The following is a 16,387-nucleotide window of genomic DNA, read 5'->3' on the forward strand; positions in this document are numbered from 1 at the left end:
ATGCGCTCAACTGAACCAAAAATGATCCAGTTGCCGATACATCGCCTGGCGTTTGTCGTCAGAAATGAATGAGGCCTCCAGGCTGTTGCGCAGCAGGGTGTAGCACTGCTGTTCCGTCAGATCCAGCGCATCGATCAGCGCCCGGTAATTCTGGTTGACGTGACCGCCGAAATACGCCGGATCGTCCGAATTTACCGTTACCGCAACGCCTTTTTCCAGCAGGGTTTTCAGGTTGTGGTCGGAAAGGGAATCAAAGACGCACAGCTTCAGGTTGGACAGCGGGCAGACCGTCAGCGCGATACGCGATTGGGCTAGTCGTTCAACCAGTTGAGGATCTTCCAGGCAGCGGACGCCATGATCAATACGTTCCACCCGGAGAATATCCAGCGCTTCATAAATATATGAGACCGGACCTTCTTCCCCGGCATGAGCGACCAACCGCATTTTTCTGCCGAGGGCCTGGCTGAACACCCGGGCGAATTTTGCCGGCGGATGCCCCAGCTCAGAAGAATCCAGTCCGATACCTATCAGTCGATGGGCGTACTGTTCAAAATAGGGCAGGGCCTGATTAAATGTCCGCAGCGCATCTTCTTCAGACAGATGACGCAGGAAACAGAGAATCAGACGGCTGCTGAGGCCGCGTTTTTCGCCCTCGGCCAGGCCTCGTTCGATACCGGCCAGCATGGTTTCCATACTGACGCCTCTGACGGTATGCGTCTGGGGATCAAAGAATATCTCGCTATGGATAATGCCGTTGTCCAGCGCCTGGTCTACATAGGCGCAGGTCATATCGTAGAAATCTTCTTCATGAATCAGTACACTCGCGCCGGCATAGTAGATATCCAAAAACGATTGCAGACTGGTAAAGGCATAGGCGGCTTGCAACGATTCTACCGAGGAGTAGGGCAGAGTAATGCCGTTACGTTCGGCCAGTGAAAAGATCAATTCCGGCTCAAGGGAGCCTTCAATATGGATATGCAGTTCGGCCTTGGGCGCCCGATCAACTTTTTCCTTCAGTTTCAGACGTGCGGCGGCACTGGTGGACTGTGGGGTATCGGGTGTGGTGTCAACCGGGACATTCTGGTTTGAAATCATGAAAGCGCATCCATAAAAGTCGTGCTTGTGCAGTGAGTGAGGTCCTACAGCTAGAAATCAGACGATGTTCGACCCTTTTTGTCAAGCAAGGCCGCGTGGGGCAAAGACTTTATGACGGTATTTTACGCAGATGCAACTGCGTTAAACCTAAATGGCGTCTTTTACGGCAACACTTACGCCGCAACCTGGGGAGGAACGGCGATAACACCGGCAGGAAAGTGATAATGTCGGCAGCCCGGCGCTGGCGGCATGCAACCGCTGAAGACCGGCTTGCCGCTATTACCCGCCCAGCGAGAAGCGGTGACGATACTGGGCGGGGTTAACGCCATAATGGCGCTGGAACAAGCGGCGCAGATTTTGCTCATGGCGTAGGCCCACCTGGTCGGCCACGGTTTTGATGCTGCTGCCGGTTGTCTCCAGCGCCAGCCTTGCGGCCTCGAGACGCATAAGCTCCACCGTTTTGGCAGGGGTCGTCCCCATGGTGGCGGCGTAGAGTCTGGCAAAATTGCGTGGCGACATGCAGGCGGCCTCTGCCAGCCGTTCAATCCGTAAATCATCTTCCAGATGACTGGCGATCCAGGCGTGCAGATCGGCAAACAGCCCCTGGTCAGCATACTGGGCGCTCAGCGGAGCCGAATACTGGGACTGACCGCCGGGCCGTTTCATATAGACTACCATGTCCCGGGCGCAACTGATGGCGGTCCGGTGGCCGTAATCACGTTCAATCAGCGCCAATGCCAAATCGATGCCCGCCGTGACGCCGGCGGTGGACCAGATATTGCCCTGTTCCAGGAAAATAGCGTCTGCCTCAACGCGCAGCGACGGATATCTGGCGGCCAGTTCATCAGCCCAGCGCCAGTGGGTAGTAACCCTGCAGCCCTCCATCAGACCGCTTTCAGCCAGAATAAACGCGCCGGTGCACACTGAGCAGATTCGGCCGAACTGGCCGGCGTGACGGCGAACCCAGTCGGCGATTGCCGGCTGATCGGGTGGGATGCCATTGCTACTGCCGCCCGGCAGCAGCAGGGTATCGACGTCTTCAGGGAGGCATGCCTCCAGCGCTTCACTCCATAACGTCAATCCTGCTCCGCTGATAACCGCCCCGCCGGCCACAGAGGCCACTTTGACCCGATAGGCATTGCCGGGCGGATCCTGCAAACGATTGGCTTCTTCAAATGCCTGTATCGGGCCGGTGACATCCAGCAGGTTTACCCCCGGGTAAATGACAACCAGCAGCCGATGCGGCGTCCCTTTGTGGCTACGACTCAATGGAAACCTCCGGCTTGCCCTGTTGTTTGGCGCGTTCATCCCATACCCACCACGCGGTCATCAAGGCCGCCAGTATAATCAGGGGAACAATAATGATGTTGACTGTCTGCCAGCCAAAATAGGCCAGTACCGGTCCGGCGGCAAGTGTAGCGACTGTGGTTGCGCCATAGCGAATAAATTCCGCCAGACCCTGGGTACGGGCCCGTTCGGCCGGTCGGCAGGCATTGCTGAGCAGAGTGGTTCCGCCAACGAACATGAAATTCCAGCCCACCCCGAGGAAGAACAGCGCGGCGTAAAAGGCATCCAGACTCTCAGACAGCATTGCCACCGCCACGCAGACCAGGTTCAGCAGCATGCCGGTGAATAGCATCACCGGCAGTCCTAGCCGGCTTATCAGGTAACCGGTTATCAAGGAGGGGGCATACATGCCCACCAGATGCCACTGAATGATTGATGCGCCATCGCTGACCGAATGATGACTGGCCATCGCCGCCAGCGGGGCGGCGGTCATCACGAACATCATGGTGACCGCGCCGATAATATTATTGCCTATAGACGCGATAAATACCGGCTGCCGCAGGACTTCCCGTTGCGGCCTTGCCGGTAACGCCGCGTCAGCCGGCATGGCGGCAGGTGCAGTTGCAGTCGGCGTTTGGCGGTATAACAGCAGCAGCAGGCCCGAGAGGACGCAAAGGACAAACACCATCAGATAGGCGCCGGTAAAGATACCGGTGGTAAATAGGCCTTGGCTCCATGAGGCTACTGCCGGGCCGAGGACGGCGGCAATCACCCCGCCGGTGAGCACCAGGGAAATAGCCTGACTTTTGCGGGCGGCGCTGACCGAATCGGCTGCGGCCAGTCGATAATACTGGGCAAAGGCTTGATAAATACCCACGCCGGCGGTTCCGGCACAGAACAGCCAAAAATTGCCGTAGGAGACCGCCACCGTCGAGATAAGCCCACCGGCGGCGCCGATCAACGAACCAAGGATAAATCCGCGCTGGCGGCCCAGTCGATGTATCAGTTGGGAGGCATAAAGCGTGGATACCGCGCCGGCCACGGTAATCAGGGCGAACGGCAAGGTGGCCAGGTTTTTATCAGGCGCCAGCTGATAGCCGGCCAGCGCGGTCAGCGTTAAATCGATAGAAATGGCGCAGGTAAACAGGCCCTGACATAGGGCGAGAATCAGTGCATTCCTGCCGCCGTTAGCCTGCAGATAGGTGCTGAGCCCTGAAAATGTTATCGACATTTTTAGCTAATCTCGTTGCATAGTGAACCGCTATATCATCATAACCCGGGCCAGGGATTCACTGACAACGATCCTTCAAATCCTGCCATTCAATTAATCTGGCCTGAGCTTAATCGGCGTTTATCCGGGCTTTTGCGCCGCCATTCCAGCGGCCAGATTTTGCACAGCATGCACACCACTTGGATCATTCTGCTGCATAGGTTAATAAGTTATTTACCGAAACCGGGCTATGCTGCACACCAGATGCCTCTTTGTCATGCTAAGGAGAAGTAATGAATGGCGTATGTCGGTCTGGACTCATCCCGATAATTGGTTTTATGCCGGTGCCGCCGGCGCCGGAGCCATATGATAAATTCCTGCTGGCACTGCTAAACAACGCTGTGGCTTTACACCGTCTGGAACCGGTAAAAGGTCTGGAGGGCTTTATTAAGGGTTTTAGTGATGTTCAAAAAGAGATTGGCGAGATGCTGGGTTGTGAACGTCATGTCGATATTTTACATACCCGTTTGTATAGTTTCAACGCCATGATTGAGCAGTGTTACCGGTCGTTCAGTCAGCCCGAGGGTCAAACCATTGAGCAGCGTTTCGTCGCTGCCCGGGCCCTTGGCTCGACAATCCGATCTCTGGGACCCTGGCTGGCTCACTTGCTGCAAAGACCTGAGAGCCTGTTTTGTTATCCGTTGGTATCGCCGCTTGATCTCTCATTTCGCCATGCAACGTTGGGATATGATCGCTATCTCAGTGATATTCAGCAGCAACTGGAGCATTTGCACAGCCAGTGGGCTCATCAGGGAATAGCCTGCCTGATGATGTCGCTGAAACTCAGCGAAGATTATCTTGTCACTTGTCTGTCAAAGCGTATCTGTATCCAAAATCCCTCCCCAGACCGCCCCAGTTCAACCGACACTGAAAAATTAATCAGTTTACACCTGCGGCTTTTTGAATTTACCGGCGTGATGGAAAGGCTGCTCCTGAGTTTATATTGCGGGACGCTCTATGAGGGCGAGTTTGAAACGGGATTCACAGCGATTGATGAGCAAATAACAGAGATAGAACTGCTGTTCAAATTTGATCATGAACTGCCGCTGAATTGACCGTGAGCAAAATAATGAGCTGATGTTGTGAAAAAGGCGGGCACTCCCTGCCCTGAGAATCACTTCCTGTTATTTCTGTGCACAGCTGAAATCGCCATAGCTCGGTTCTGCCAGTAGCCCCGGAATCATAAAGGTTTTGCAGGCAAATTTGCGTCCCCTGGCGGTAGTCGCATCAAATGTTACGGTACTGCCGCCCAATGCATCAGGCGTGCCTTTCTGTACATTACTCAGGGTGACTTCATCGGTGGATGCCAGGCCCAGCAAGTTGGCGGTTCCCTGATGTAATTTCAGCTGATTAGGGGTCGAACTGCAGCCCGCTAATAGCGTGACAGCCGAAAAGACCAGGCAGGCGGCAAATTTCCTGTTCATTTGAATATCCTTTTATTATTAGTTATGACTTCACTAGTGGTTGCTGTAATAAATAATCGAAACTAAATATTTTTTCAAGATATTAATATAACAAAATTTAATACTGCCAGGTCATGATTATGCTGCCTGGGCAATGCGTTATGCGCTATTAAGTCAAGAATACGGACAATGCTGGATTTTAATTCTTTTTTCGTATTAATTGATAGATTAAAGTCTTGTGATGATGGTTTTTTTATTTAAGTTAAATAAGCGTGTAGAAAACAAATAGGCTGCTCTAAAGTTCCTGTCATCAATAAAGCAACCCCACCGTGGGGGGGTAATATCTCGCCAGGCGAACTATTATTTCGCCAGGCGAACTATTATTTCGCCGGAGAGTATGATGGCAGCAAACTGCCCGGCGAATTTTGATCTGAAGCGGGAATCAATGCTTGATGATATACATTTGTCGGGCGAAGTATTCACCCGACGCAGAGGCCTTGAATCCACCGACCCAGGGTTTGACTAATTGAGGTTGTACATAGTGATAAACCGGAATGGCCGGGGCCTGCTCCGCCAGTATGGCTTCAGCCTGGTTGTAGTTTATCTCCCGTTCAGCCTGTGTTGTTGCCGTCAGAGTGCGGTTCATGGCCGCATCGTATTGCCGGTCGGAGAAGTGGGATGAATTGTTGCTGTCATGGGTCATGAAATTATTCAGAAAGGTCGACGGGCCAGCCAGTCCACCAATCCAGCCATATCGCACCAACTGGTAATCACCACTTCTTTTGGTATCAAGCATGGTTTTCCATTCCTGGTTTTTCATCTCCACCTCGACACCCAGGTTCTTCTTCCACATAGAGCTCGCGGCAATGGCTATCCGCTGGTGGTTTTCACTGGTATTGAATAATAACGTCACTTTCAGCGGGTTTTGGGGGCCAAAACCCGCCTCCGCCAACAGCTTTCTCGCCTGTTGAATGCGTTTTTCCCTGGGCCACTGACTGTAAGGGGCCGGGGTAATGTGATAGCCGGCGATATTCTGCGGCGTAAAATGCCAGGCCGCGGTCTGGCCCTGACCGACCACTTTGTCGGCGATGATATCTTTATCCAACCCCATGTTCAGCGCCCGTCGCACGCGAGCGTCATCATAAGGCGGTTTCTGGGTATTGAATTCATAGTAATAGGTCGCCAGCAGGGGAGACACCCGCACTTCGTCACCCAGCTTCTTTTTCAATTGGGCAAACTGGGTCGTGGGAATGGTGGCGGTAACATCAATCTCGCCGGCACGGTAGCGGTTAACTTCGGCAGTTTCGGCGCTTATCGGCAGATAAGTGATTTTATTGATCACCGTTTTTGCGTTATCCCAATACTGTTGGTTGCGCACGCCTACCAATTTCTCGTTAACAGACCATTCAGAAAGGGTATAGGCACCACTGCTGACCATATTTTGCGGCTGGGTCCATTTATCGCCAAATTTTTCCACGGTCTGCGGGTTAACGATAAATAACGAAGCTTGCTCTACCATCTGCAAAAACCAGGGCAGCGGCGCATTAAGGGTGACCTGTACCGTCTGGGCATCCAGTGCTTTTACCCCCAGATCCGCAACCGGCTTGGTGCCCTTGATGATGGCGTCGGCATTGAGCACGTTCATCGATTCCAGGTAGGTAGCGAAGGGAGAGGCATTCGCAGGATTAACCAGTCGCTGCCAGCTCCATACCCACTGTTCGGCGGTGATTGGCTCGCCATTGGACCATTTAATGCCCGGTCGCAAATGAAACAGGTATTCGGTCGGGGTGGGTTGTTCCCAGCGCTGGGCCAGACGGCCTTCCAGCGAACCGTCATCATTGACATGCAGCAGGGGTTCAAAAAAATCGGCCAGTATATGCATTTCCACATTGCTTTCCGCCTTAAGCGGGTCGAGAGTTGCCGGTTCGGAACCATTGGACTCGACCAGCTCCTGGCGTTCGGCAAGCACCGTACCGGCCGGAACCTCGGCTGCTACCGCGCTGTTCCAGACCGGTATTGCTGCACCGAGCAGGCATAAGACCCTTAACCTATTCTTGTGCGATACAACCTCTTGCTCTTCCATCTGCAACTCCTGTCATCGAATAAGAACCGTTTTGACGTGATTTCATTCAGTTCTTATTTTCACTACAGTAATTATTGAAGAAGGTCAAACAGGTTGTCCGTCAGGCTGCCTCCGCCAGCACAAACATGCCATAGGGATGGATTTTCAAGAATAACTGATCGCCTTCGCTGGGCTGCAGTTCAGTCGCATTGACCTGCAACAGCAAGGTCTGACCCTGCCAGTCAACCATCACTTCATACTGCGGACCCATATAGGCGACATGCCGCACCGTGCAACTCTGGCTGTCCGATCCCTGCTGGCTCAGGGTGATGGCTTCCGGCCTTACCCCGACGGTGCAGCGCTCGACACCTACGGCAAAACCGGTTGGCCTTGGCAGTCGATAGCCCAGGATATCCACGCTGTCTGGATAAATCGCTGCCGGGAAGACATTGGCGTCGCCCATGAAATTAGCCATAAAGCGCGATGCCGGACGGCGGTAGAGATCCTGCGGGGCGCCCATCTGCATTATCTGGCCTTTATTCATTACCAGTACCGTATCCGATACGGCAAAAGCTTCGCTTTGATCATGGGTTACATACAGTGAGGTGATATTGAACTGACGCTGCAGTTGGCGGATTTTTTCGCGCATACTGCGGCGCAGATTAGCATCGAGGTTGCTCAGGGGTTCATCAAACAGCAGGACCTTGGGCTTAAGTATCAGCGCCCGCGCCAGAGCGACCCGCTGCTGCTGGCCACCTGAAATCTGATCCACATAGCGATCGGCAAAGCCTTCAAGATCGACCAGCGCTAATGCCTCATTTACCCGTTGGCGAATTTCCGCCTGCGGGCGTCCCTGCATTTTCAGCCCGTAACCGATATTTTCTCCCAGCGACATATGGGGAAACAGCGCGTAGGACTGGAATACCATGCAGATATCCCGTTGCTGGATGGAGCGGTCGGTGACATCTTCGCCATCAATAAAGATACGGCCATCGCTGGGTTTTTCCAGGCCGGCGACCAATCGCAGCACAGTGGTTTTGCCGCAGCCGGAAGGCCCCAGCAGGGTAACCATATGTCCTCGGGGGATGCGCAGATCCAGGTTTTCCAATACCCTATTGGTCCCAAAGCGCTTGGCGATCCCTTTCAGTTCGACGAAGGCGGTTTCGGTGGTTGAGTCATTCATGTCTAGGTGCTCCGAAATTAGTGGCCAGTATTGGCTTTTGAGCGGGCAGTGCGCGCTTCGCCGACCAGGTAATCAAACAGGAAGATAATTGCCAGCATCACCACAATCAGGATTGATCCATACGCAATAGCCACGCCGTATTCGCCGTCCTCGACCCGGTTAAGGATATAGGCGGTCGCCACACGGGTGTCCGGCGTTACCAGAAAGACGATGGCGCTGACGGTGGTAATGGCGCGCACAAAGCTATAGACCAGCGCCGACAGAATGGCCGGGCGCAACAGCGGCAGCAGGATGTACCAGATGGTGCGCATCGAACCGGCGCGCAGGCTGAGGGAGGCTTCGTCCAGCGATTTATCCAACTGGCCCAGCCCGGCGATGCCGGCCCGGATGCCCACCGGCACATTACGCATGATCATAGAGATGATAACGATGGCGGCGGTACCGGTCAGGTACACCGGGGCGCCGTTAAACGCCAGGATATAGGATATGCCGGCCACGGTGCCCGGTACTGCGAAACACAGCATGGTGGTGAATTCCAGGGTCTTCTTGCCGCGAAACTGCTGGCGCACCACGATGTAGGCAATCAGTAGACCGAAAAAGGCGGTGATGGGCGCCGCGATGCCGGCATAGAGCAGGGTGTCCAGCAATGAAGGCCAGGCGCCGTCGCTGAATCCACGACCGAACAGATTGCTGAAATTATCCAGCGTCAGGGTATAGTCAACCCCCCAGTTGACGGTGAAACTGCCGTAAAAAATGCTGCCGTAAAGCAGGGCATTGAAACCGATCCAGACCAGCACCAGCAATGACACCATCCATACCAGTGATACTGGCAGCGGCTGAACGTCACCCCGGGAGGATTTGCCTGAAATAGTCACATAGGAGCGCTTTCCAATCCACATATACTGAATGCAGAACACCAGCAGCGAGAACACCAGCAGTATTACGCCGAGGGTACTGGCAGCCGGGTAATCCAGTTGGGCGCCGGTGATGTAAAAATATATCTGCGTTGCCAATACATCAAAATTGCCTCCCAGCACCAATGGATTACTGAAATCCGCCAGGGATTGAACGATAACAATCAGAAAGGCATTGGCCAGCGCCGGCTTGAGCAACGGCAGGAAAATACGATGAAAGGTCTGATAGCGGTTAGCGCGTAGGGTATAGGAGGCTTCTTCCAGCGACGGATGAATGGTTTTGATCGCACCGTCGAGGATCATGAAAGCCATCGGAGTGAAGGCCAGTACCTGGGCCAGCCAGATGCCGGTAAAACCGTATAGCCAGTTGGTATTGGTCAGGCCGAACACGCTGACCATCAATTCGGTAACATAGCCTGAACGGCCCATCATTAACGTGACGCCAAGACCGACGATAAAAGGCGGGGTGACTATCGGCAGAATGGAAAAAATACGACCAATCACCGCCGAACGCCGGGCAATACGGGTGGTATAAATGGCCAATACCAGTCCAAAGAAGGTGCAGCCGACCCCGACCGCCGCCGCCAGCAGGAACGAATTCCAAATCACCTGGATAATATGCGATTGGCTGAGGATCTGCATAAACTGCAGTGGCGCGAACTGGCCGCTGTCGTTGGTGAACATCGGAACAAATATCGCAATGCTGGGATAAAGAATAAACAGCCCGACCAATGAGACCACGGTGACCAACGCGCCCAGCACAAAGCGATCACCGCCCAGCCATTCAAGCTTTGCCAGTGCCTGGCTGATGATAGCACCCAGGGCGACAAAAATGCCCAGGGTGGCATAGCCCAAGCCCCGTTCCGCCAGGGTAGCGCTGACCAGCATAAACAGCGCACAAAATACCGCCCAGCCGGCATCAAACAGATGCCGGCGACGCGACGGGACGTTGCCGCCGGCAAATCTCGGTAGCAGCGCCATAGGTAATACCAGCCACAGCAGGCTGATATTCAGCCCTGACCAGCCGTATGCGGCCAGTATTTCCTCAGCGGAGGAATCAACCAGGCCATAATCCAGGCTCCAGGCCGGCAGCAGGGCGAACGAAACCACTATCAAACCTAGCCAGGCGAATACGGCATCCCGACCCTTGCGAGAACGTAGGGTTAAGGTGTCAGACATGGGAAAACCCTCAATATGAAAAATAACAGACGACGCAAAAAGCCCGGTATTGAAACCGGGCCAGGCAAGCATTACTTGCTCATTTTGACTTCATTGACCCAGCGGGTGATCAACTGTTTGCGCGTATCCGCAGCCCCGTATTTATCCATGTCATAATTAATAAGTTTAAGATCGCTCATCTTCAGCGAATTGGGTGAGGTGTCGGCCTGGGTATTGGTCAGGATTTGGTAAGATTGTCCCTTTTTCCATGACAGCTCCTGCGCCTCTTTGGATAAAGCCCAGTCAACAAACAACTTGGCATTATCCAGGTTGCGTGCTCCTTTCAGGATACTGATGCCGCCCACTTCATAGCCTGAGCCTTCACAGGGTGAAATCAGTTTCAGCGGCGCGCCTTTTTCTTTTTCCAGCGAGTAATCGTGCAGGAAGCCAATGCCGATGGCGGTTTCGCCTCTGGCAGCGTTACGGGCGGGAGCAATGCCCGACTTGGTGTATTGGGAGACGTTGGCGTTCAGTTTTTTCAAGTAATCAAAGGCCGGTTCATCGCCCCACAGCTGGGCAAAGGTGGCCAAGGCGGTGTATGCGGTCCCGGAACTCTGCGGGTCGGCTATCTGGATTTCCCCTTTATAGATGGGATCTGTCAAGTCCTTCCAGCATTTGGGTTCGGGCAGATTTTTTTCTTTCAGCCGATCGGTGTTAATACCAAAGCCGAGAATGCCGACATACACCGCGGACGAGTAATTGCCCTTACGCTTGGCCGGATCTCGGAACTGCGGCATGATGTGCTCAAGATTGGCGGATACATAGGGAATGAGCAAATCCATTTCACCGGCCTGGGATTGAGGATCCAATGTGCCGCCATACCAAACATCCGCCTGGGGGTTCCTTTTCTCTGCTTCAACTTTGGCGAGGGTGCTGCCGGAGCCATTGCGGATAAAGGAGGTTTTGACGTCGTATTTCTCACCGAAGGCGCGGGTTTCTTCTTCGCAGAAGGTGTTGGTCGCGCTGCAATAGACCACCAAACGGCCTTTTGCCAGGGCTCCCCCCGGTAAGGCGGAAGCCAGCAGTGTAGCGGCAACGGCAGTAGCAAGCAGGGTACATTTCATGATGGTGTCCTTATAGGGTTAAAACATCGATTGTCCGATGACTGACTACCTGACCGGCGCTCTGCACCGGAGAGCCAGACGCTCAATCGATGCTTTCCATACTCGCCGATCGCTCTTTCTTATTGACGCTTGCCATCAGCAATGGCATCAGCAGCAAGCCTATACAGGCCGCCGCAGCCGTGAGCAGGGCGAAGAAACCGGGCCATCCGGCCTGCTGTATCCATTGTGCCAACGGCCAGCCGGCCAGGGCGGCACCCAGGTAAGCAAACAGGCCGAGAAAGCCGGTTACCGTGCCTGCTGCCTCTTTATGGGCATATTCGGTTGCCGCCAGTCCAACCAGCATCTGCGGGCCGAAAACAAAAAAACCAACGCTGAACAGACAAAGGGCCAACAGCGGACTGTGCTGCACCGGTGCCAGCCATAGCGCCGCTACGCTTAGGAACAATCCCAGGGCGAACAGCAAAATCATCGGCGCCCGCTGGCCACGAAACAGTAAATCCGATCCCCAGCCGGCAAACAGCGCCCCCAGCAGTCCACCCAGTTCGAAAAGCAACATGGTGGCATTAGCGCCGAGCAGATGTCCGCCGCGGCTTTCCGACAGCCAGAGAATCCCCCAGTCGTTGATCGCGATACGAATCAGGTAGACCAGCACATATGACAGACCCAGCAGCCAGATGGCCCGATTCTGCAACACCGTCAGCCTGAACATGTTCCCCAGCGACATCCGTGGGCTCAACTGCTCCTGTCTTAATTCCAGCGGGTCGCGCCGCCAGCGTCCGACACTCGGCAGTCCCATTTCCTGCGGCGTTCCTGCCAAGGCGCGGCATAGCCAAAGTCCCATCGCTATGCCGATAACGCCCGGTACCATCATTGCCGCCTGCCACCCCCACAGGGTGGCAACCCAGCCGGACAGCAGCGGCATGGCCGCACCGCCGATATTGATGGAGGTATTCCAGCCGCCCCACCACAGGCCGCGCTCATTGCGTGAATACCAATGGGTCAGCAGCCTGGCGCAAGGCGGCCAGCCCCAGCCCTGAAAGAACCCGTTGAGCGTCCAGATAAGCAGCAACAAGCCCAGCGAATCAAACAATGTAAACAGCAGATTCAGTAAGCCGGTCATCAGTAGGCCGACGCCCATAAACCACCGGGCGCCGATAACATCCTGCACCATGCCTGATACAAATTTCGAACCGCCATAGGCCAGGTAGAACAGCGTCACCATCAAGCCGATATCGCTTTTATCCAGCCCAAGTTCCGCCTGCATCACCGGCATGGCGTAGGTCAAGCTGCGCCGGGTCAGATAGAAGGCGGCATAACCGACCGCCATCGATATCAGCAGACGTATGCGCCAGTAGCGGAACTGCTGCCCAATGGTTTGTCTACCGGATGATGTCAGCGGCATGGTCAGTCTCCGATAAGTGAGGCGAGTGTAGCCATGAAAGGCAGGGCAGGGCATGAGAGCGGGTCGTAGTCACCTAGGAAAAAGTCCTGGATCAGCGGTAATTTGTTCTAAATGTGTGGGCAGCTTAACAGTTATCCGGGTACCCGGACGGCGGCTAAGGGTCCATTCCCCCCCCAGCGCCTGCACCCGTTCACCAATACCTCGCAGTCCAAAGCCGGAAGAGAGGTCGTCGGGCAGGCCGATACCGTCATCGCTGACCATCAGAATGATCATTTGCTGTTCCTGACTGAGGGAGACCCGAATGCACTGGGCATCGGCATGTTTGTTGATGTTATTGAGCAATTCCTGCACCAGCCGGTAGAGCGTATATATCAGCGTGTCATCAGTCGGGCAGGGCGACAGCCTGAAATCAAGCCGGAAATCGATCTGCTGTTCGGCAAAGGCGAATTCATCAGCCAGGTGGCGGAGCGCATTTTCCAGTGACATTTCATCAAGCACCGGTGGCCGCAGCTGGCGCAGCAACTGACGGGTAGTCTGATGAATACGCTGGGATAACTGGCCGATTTGCCTGGCCGCCAACTGGACGGATTCTGTTTGGCGGCCGCGGTCCAGCAGCATCGCCTGAATCTGGATAGCCGTGATGTTTTGGCCGATTTCATCATGCAACTCCCGAGCGATGGTTTTACGAATGGCCTCTTCGGTGTGCACCTGACGCTTTAGCAGCAGGCGCCGGTTATGCAGCTCCAGCTCCAGCCGCTGGCGATAGCGTTGCAGATGATCAGCCAACTGTTGCTGACGACTGACGGCAATACCCAGACCGATACCGAGCAGCGCCTGGGTGGAGATAAACAGTTCCAGTTCGGTCAGGTCATTAAAAGCCCCGCCCCACTGCCGAGTTACCGCAATGATCAAACTGCCGACCAATGCCGCCAGCACCCCGCCTTGCCAGCCAAAGGCGTAGGCCATCGCGACATTAGGCAGGAACATCAGCAGCAGCAGCAGCCGTTCCAGGACGGGAGAAAGCATCATCTGGATGCCGACGGCAATGGCAAAAAAAAGGGAACACCAGATCAGCAGTGACGTCCGCAGGGGCGGGTCCGGTATAGCCTGAGCCAGCAGGCTTTGCAGATGCTGCTGTTTAAGGTACTCATAGATAAGGTAGATAAAAGGCGCCAGCAGGACCCCGCCGGTAAAGGTCGCCAGAAAGGTCTGATAGGCAGGGGCGGACAGCCACAGTCCGGGCACCAGGGTCTGCAGCACACTGTTCAATGTAACGGCGGCCAGCAGCACCAGCAGGCGTTGCCAGTAGAGCGTGACCCGATGCCAGTGTCGCTGTACCAGCCAGGCTATCGCCAGGCTTAGCCAGGGTGACAGCAGCAATATCTCGCCGTTACCGGTAAAACCGGTCGCCAGCAGCCAGCAGAGCAATGCGCTTTCGACCATCAGCATTGCCGGCCAGTAACGACGGGACAGCAAAATCATCAATGCCATCCGCAATCCCTGGGGCAATAGCAGCACCGCCTGCTGGCCCTGCTGATTCAGGTAGAAACTTATCACCCATAATGAGAGCCAGCACAGGCTGTAGAACATCGCCAGGAACAGCGTCAGGGCGCTGTGTCGTTTGGGGCGCATCGCTTCAGCTTCCGGCGATCAGTTGATGATGCAGGGCAAAATGCACCAGCTCCACCGTGGTTTCGCACTGCAGTTTACCCAGCACATTGGCGCGATGGACATGGACAGTTTTATGGCTGAGCGCCAACCGCTCGGCAATGGTTCTCACGCTGATACCCGACACCAGCAGATTGAAGACTTCCCGCTCCCGAGGCGTCAGGCTTTGCAGCACCGGGGGCGTTTGCTGGATGCGACGCAGCGCCAGCAGCGCATCAGCACACAGGTACTTGCCGCCGGCATGCACCGTTCTGACCGCCTGGACCAGCTCTTCCGGCCCGCAGCGTTTGGTCAGGTAACCACTGGCGCCGGCATCCAGGGCACTTTGTACAAAGGCGGTAGAATCATAAATACTGAGGATAATCGCCCGGAATGACGGGCGGTGTTTTCGCAGACGAGCCAGCAGGCTGAGCCCGCTTTCGTCCGGCATGGCGATATCCATTATGGCTACATCGATATGCAGCGTCAGCAATGCTGACCAGGCTGAGGCGGCTGAAGCATACTGGCCGGCAATCGTCATATCCTGTTCCAGAGACAGCAACTGGGCGAAACCAGAGCGAACCACTATATGGTCATCAACAAGGGCAATATTAATCATTTTCAGGCTGCAAGGAGGATTTTTCACGCATCATGCTTACAGATAGGTCGTTAAGCAAATATAGACCTGGAAAATGATAATCAGCTTGCAAAATTAACCGGTAAAACGGTTGAATAATCGTTTTATGCAATAGTGATTCCGTCAGGCGATAATGCTGATGGTGGGCGCTGGACTCATTGACGGATGCGGCGTTATCCTGAGCGCAATTGAGGTCATATTTAAAGGAAATTACATGTCGCGCACGGTGTATGTCAACGGCAGTTATGTCGCAGAGCAGGATGCGAAAATATCCATATTCGATCGGGGATTTCTGTTCGGCGATGCGATCTATGAAGTCACCGCCGTGCTGAACGGCAGGTTGGTGGATAATCCGGGGCATCTGGCGCGGCTTGAGCGTTCATGCGGCGAATTGGGACTGGTACTGCCCATTCGGCAGGATCAACTGGTCGCTATCCAGCATAAGCTTATCGATATCAACCAACTGCAGGAAGGGTCAGTGTATATTCAGCTTTCCAGGGGGACTGACGGCGATCGAGATTTTCATTTTCCCCAACCTTCGGTACAGGCCACGCTGGTGGTGTTTACCCAGGCGCGTAAGCTGGTGGACAATTCGCAGGCGCGTAATGGAATCAGGGTCGTTACGCTGGACGATATCCGCTGGCAGCGCAGGGATATTAAAGTGGTTGCGCTGCTGGCCGCCTGCCTCGCCAAGCAGCAGGCGCAGAGCCTGGGCGCAGATGATGCTTTCCTGGTCGCCGAAGACGGCACCATTACCGAAGGCAGTTCCTGCAATGCGTTCATTATCGATAAACAGGGGCATATCATTACTCGTCCGCTGGGACGGGACCTGCTGCACGGCATTACCCGCCGGGCACTGCTGGAACTGGCCGACCAGCAGGGAATAGTCCTTGAAGAGCGTCCTTTCACCCGCGAAGAAGCCTATCAGGCCGCAGAAGCATTTATCACCTCGGCCACGTCATTTGTCTGGCCGGTGACCCATATTGATGGTCACCGGCTGGGCGACGGCGCGCCAGGCCCGATGACCCGTCGCCTGCAGCAGCTTTACCATGCCGTTGCTGCAGGCGCGGCTGAACCGCCGCCAAGCTGAATAGCTCTGGTAACGCAGGTGCTGGGTAATTGCCTGCAACAGATGCCGCCCCTGCCGCGGCGGCTACTCCATCTGTTGTTAATCGGGATGAGGTTCTGGCTGAACCCGACACCAA

Annotated in this window: 13 protein-coding genes; 2 read left to right on the forward strand and 11 right to left on the reverse strand. The window is 54.9% G+C overall.

The window, feature by feature from the left end:
* Positions 1–6: 6 nt before the first annotated feature.
* The 3 genes from EDC52_RS09320 to EDC52_RS09330 form a co-directional block, all read right to left on the reverse strand.
* The gene (locus EDC52_RS09320) at positions 7–1,095 is read right to left on the reverse strand and encodes an adenosine deaminase (RefSeq protein ID WP_131865048.1); all 1,089 of its coding nucleotides are present in this window, start codon (positions 1,093–1,095) and stop codon (positions 7–9) included.
* A gap of 279 nt (positions 1,096–1,374) precedes the next feature.
* The gene (locus EDC52_RS09325; RefSeq protein WP_230467988.1) at positions 1,375–2,364 is read right to left on the reverse strand and encodes a GlxA family transcriptional regulator; all 990 of its coding nucleotides are present in this window, start codon (positions 2,362–2,364) and stop codon (positions 1,375–1,377) included.
* Complete coding sequence (locus EDC52_RS09330) at positions 2,354–3,613, reverse strand: MFS transporter (RefSeq protein WP_131865050.1); 1,260 nt, start codon at positions 3,611–3,613, stop codon at positions 2,354–2,356. The genes EDC52_RS09325 and EDC52_RS09330 overlap by 11 nt, the downstream gene beginning before the upstream one ends.
* Positions 3,614–3,885: 272 nt before the next feature.
* On the opposite strand from EDC52_RS09330, the gene EDC52_RS09335 reads away from it, so the two are divergent.
* Entirely contained in the window at positions 3,886–4,707 is an 822-nt protein-coding gene (locus EDC52_RS09335) for a hypothetical protein (protein WP_131865051.1), read from the forward strand.
* A gap of 69 nt (positions 4,708–4,776) precedes the next feature.
* On the opposite strand, the gene EDC52_RS09340 is transcribed toward EDC52_RS09335, so the two are convergent.
* From EDC52_RS09340 to EDC52_RS09375, 8 genes are all read right to left on the reverse strand, one after another.
* Positions 4,777–5,076, reverse strand: a complete 300-nt coding sequence (locus EDC52_RS09340) for a hypothetical protein (protein ID WP_131865052.1) — start codon at positions 5,074–5,076, stop codon at positions 4,777–4,779.
* 421 nt (positions 5,077–5,497) lie between these two features.
* On the reverse strand, positions 5,498–7,138 hold the full coding sequence (locus EDC52_RS09345; RefSeq protein WP_131865053.1) for an ABC transporter substrate-binding protein: 1,641 nt from the start codon (positions 7,136–7,138) through the stop codon (positions 5,498–5,500).
* A gap of 100 nt (positions 7,139–7,238) precedes the next feature.
* Positions 7,239–8,300, reverse strand: coding sequence for a ferric ABC transporter ATP-binding protein (fbpC, locus tag EDC52_RS09350; RefSeq protein WP_131865054.1), 1,062 nt, complete (start codon positions 8,298–8,300; stop codon positions 7,239–7,241).
* Between the two features lie 17 nt (positions 8,301–8,317).
* Positions 8,318–10,393 carry an ABC transporter permease gene (locus EDC52_RS09355; RefSeq protein WP_131865055.1) on the reverse strand — a complete coding sequence of 692 codons (2,076 nt, stop codon included), beginning with the start codon at positions 10,391–10,393 and terminating at the stop codon, positions 8,318–8,320.
* A gap of 71 nt (positions 10,394–10,464) precedes the next feature.
* On the reverse strand, positions 10,465–11,496 hold the full coding sequence (locus tag EDC52_RS09360) for an ABC transporter substrate-binding protein (protein WP_131865056.1): 1,032 nt from the start codon (positions 11,494–11,496) through the stop codon (positions 10,465–10,467).
* Positions 11,497–11,578: 82 nt separating this feature from the next.
* Complete coding sequence (gene uhpC, locus EDC52_RS09365; RefSeq protein WP_131865057.1) at positions 11,579–12,898, reverse strand: MFS transporter family glucose-6-phosphate receptor UhpC; 1,320 nt, start codon at positions 12,896–12,898, stop codon at positions 11,579–11,581.
* Positions 12,899–12,967: 69 nt separating this feature from the next.
* Positions 12,968–14,530 (reverse strand): MASE1 domain-containing sensor histidine kinase, encoded by a 1,563-nt coding sequence (locus tag EDC52_RS09370; protein WP_131865058.1) that lies wholly within the window; start codon positions 14,528–14,530, stop codon positions 12,968–12,970.
* A 4-nt stretch (positions 14,531–14,534) separates the two neighbouring features.
* A complete protein-coding gene (locus tag EDC52_RS09375) occupies positions 14,535–15,164 on the reverse strand; it encodes a response regulator transcription factor (protein WP_131865157.1) in 630 nt (209 codons plus the stop codon).
* A 232-nt stretch (positions 15,165–15,396) separates the two neighbouring features.
* Between EDC52_RS09375 and EDC52_RS09380 the strand changes: the two genes are divergently transcribed.
* Entirely contained in the window at positions 15,397–16,272 is an 876-nt protein-coding gene (locus tag EDC52_RS09380) for a D-amino-acid transaminase (RefSeq protein WP_131865059.1), read from the forward strand.
* Positions 16,273–16,387: the final 115 nt, after the last annotated feature.

Source organism: Biostraticola tofi (assembly GCF_004343195.1).
Classification (GTDB): Bacteria; Pseudomonadota; Gammaproteobacteria; order Enterobacterales; family Enterobacteriaceae; genus Biostraticola; species Biostraticola tofi.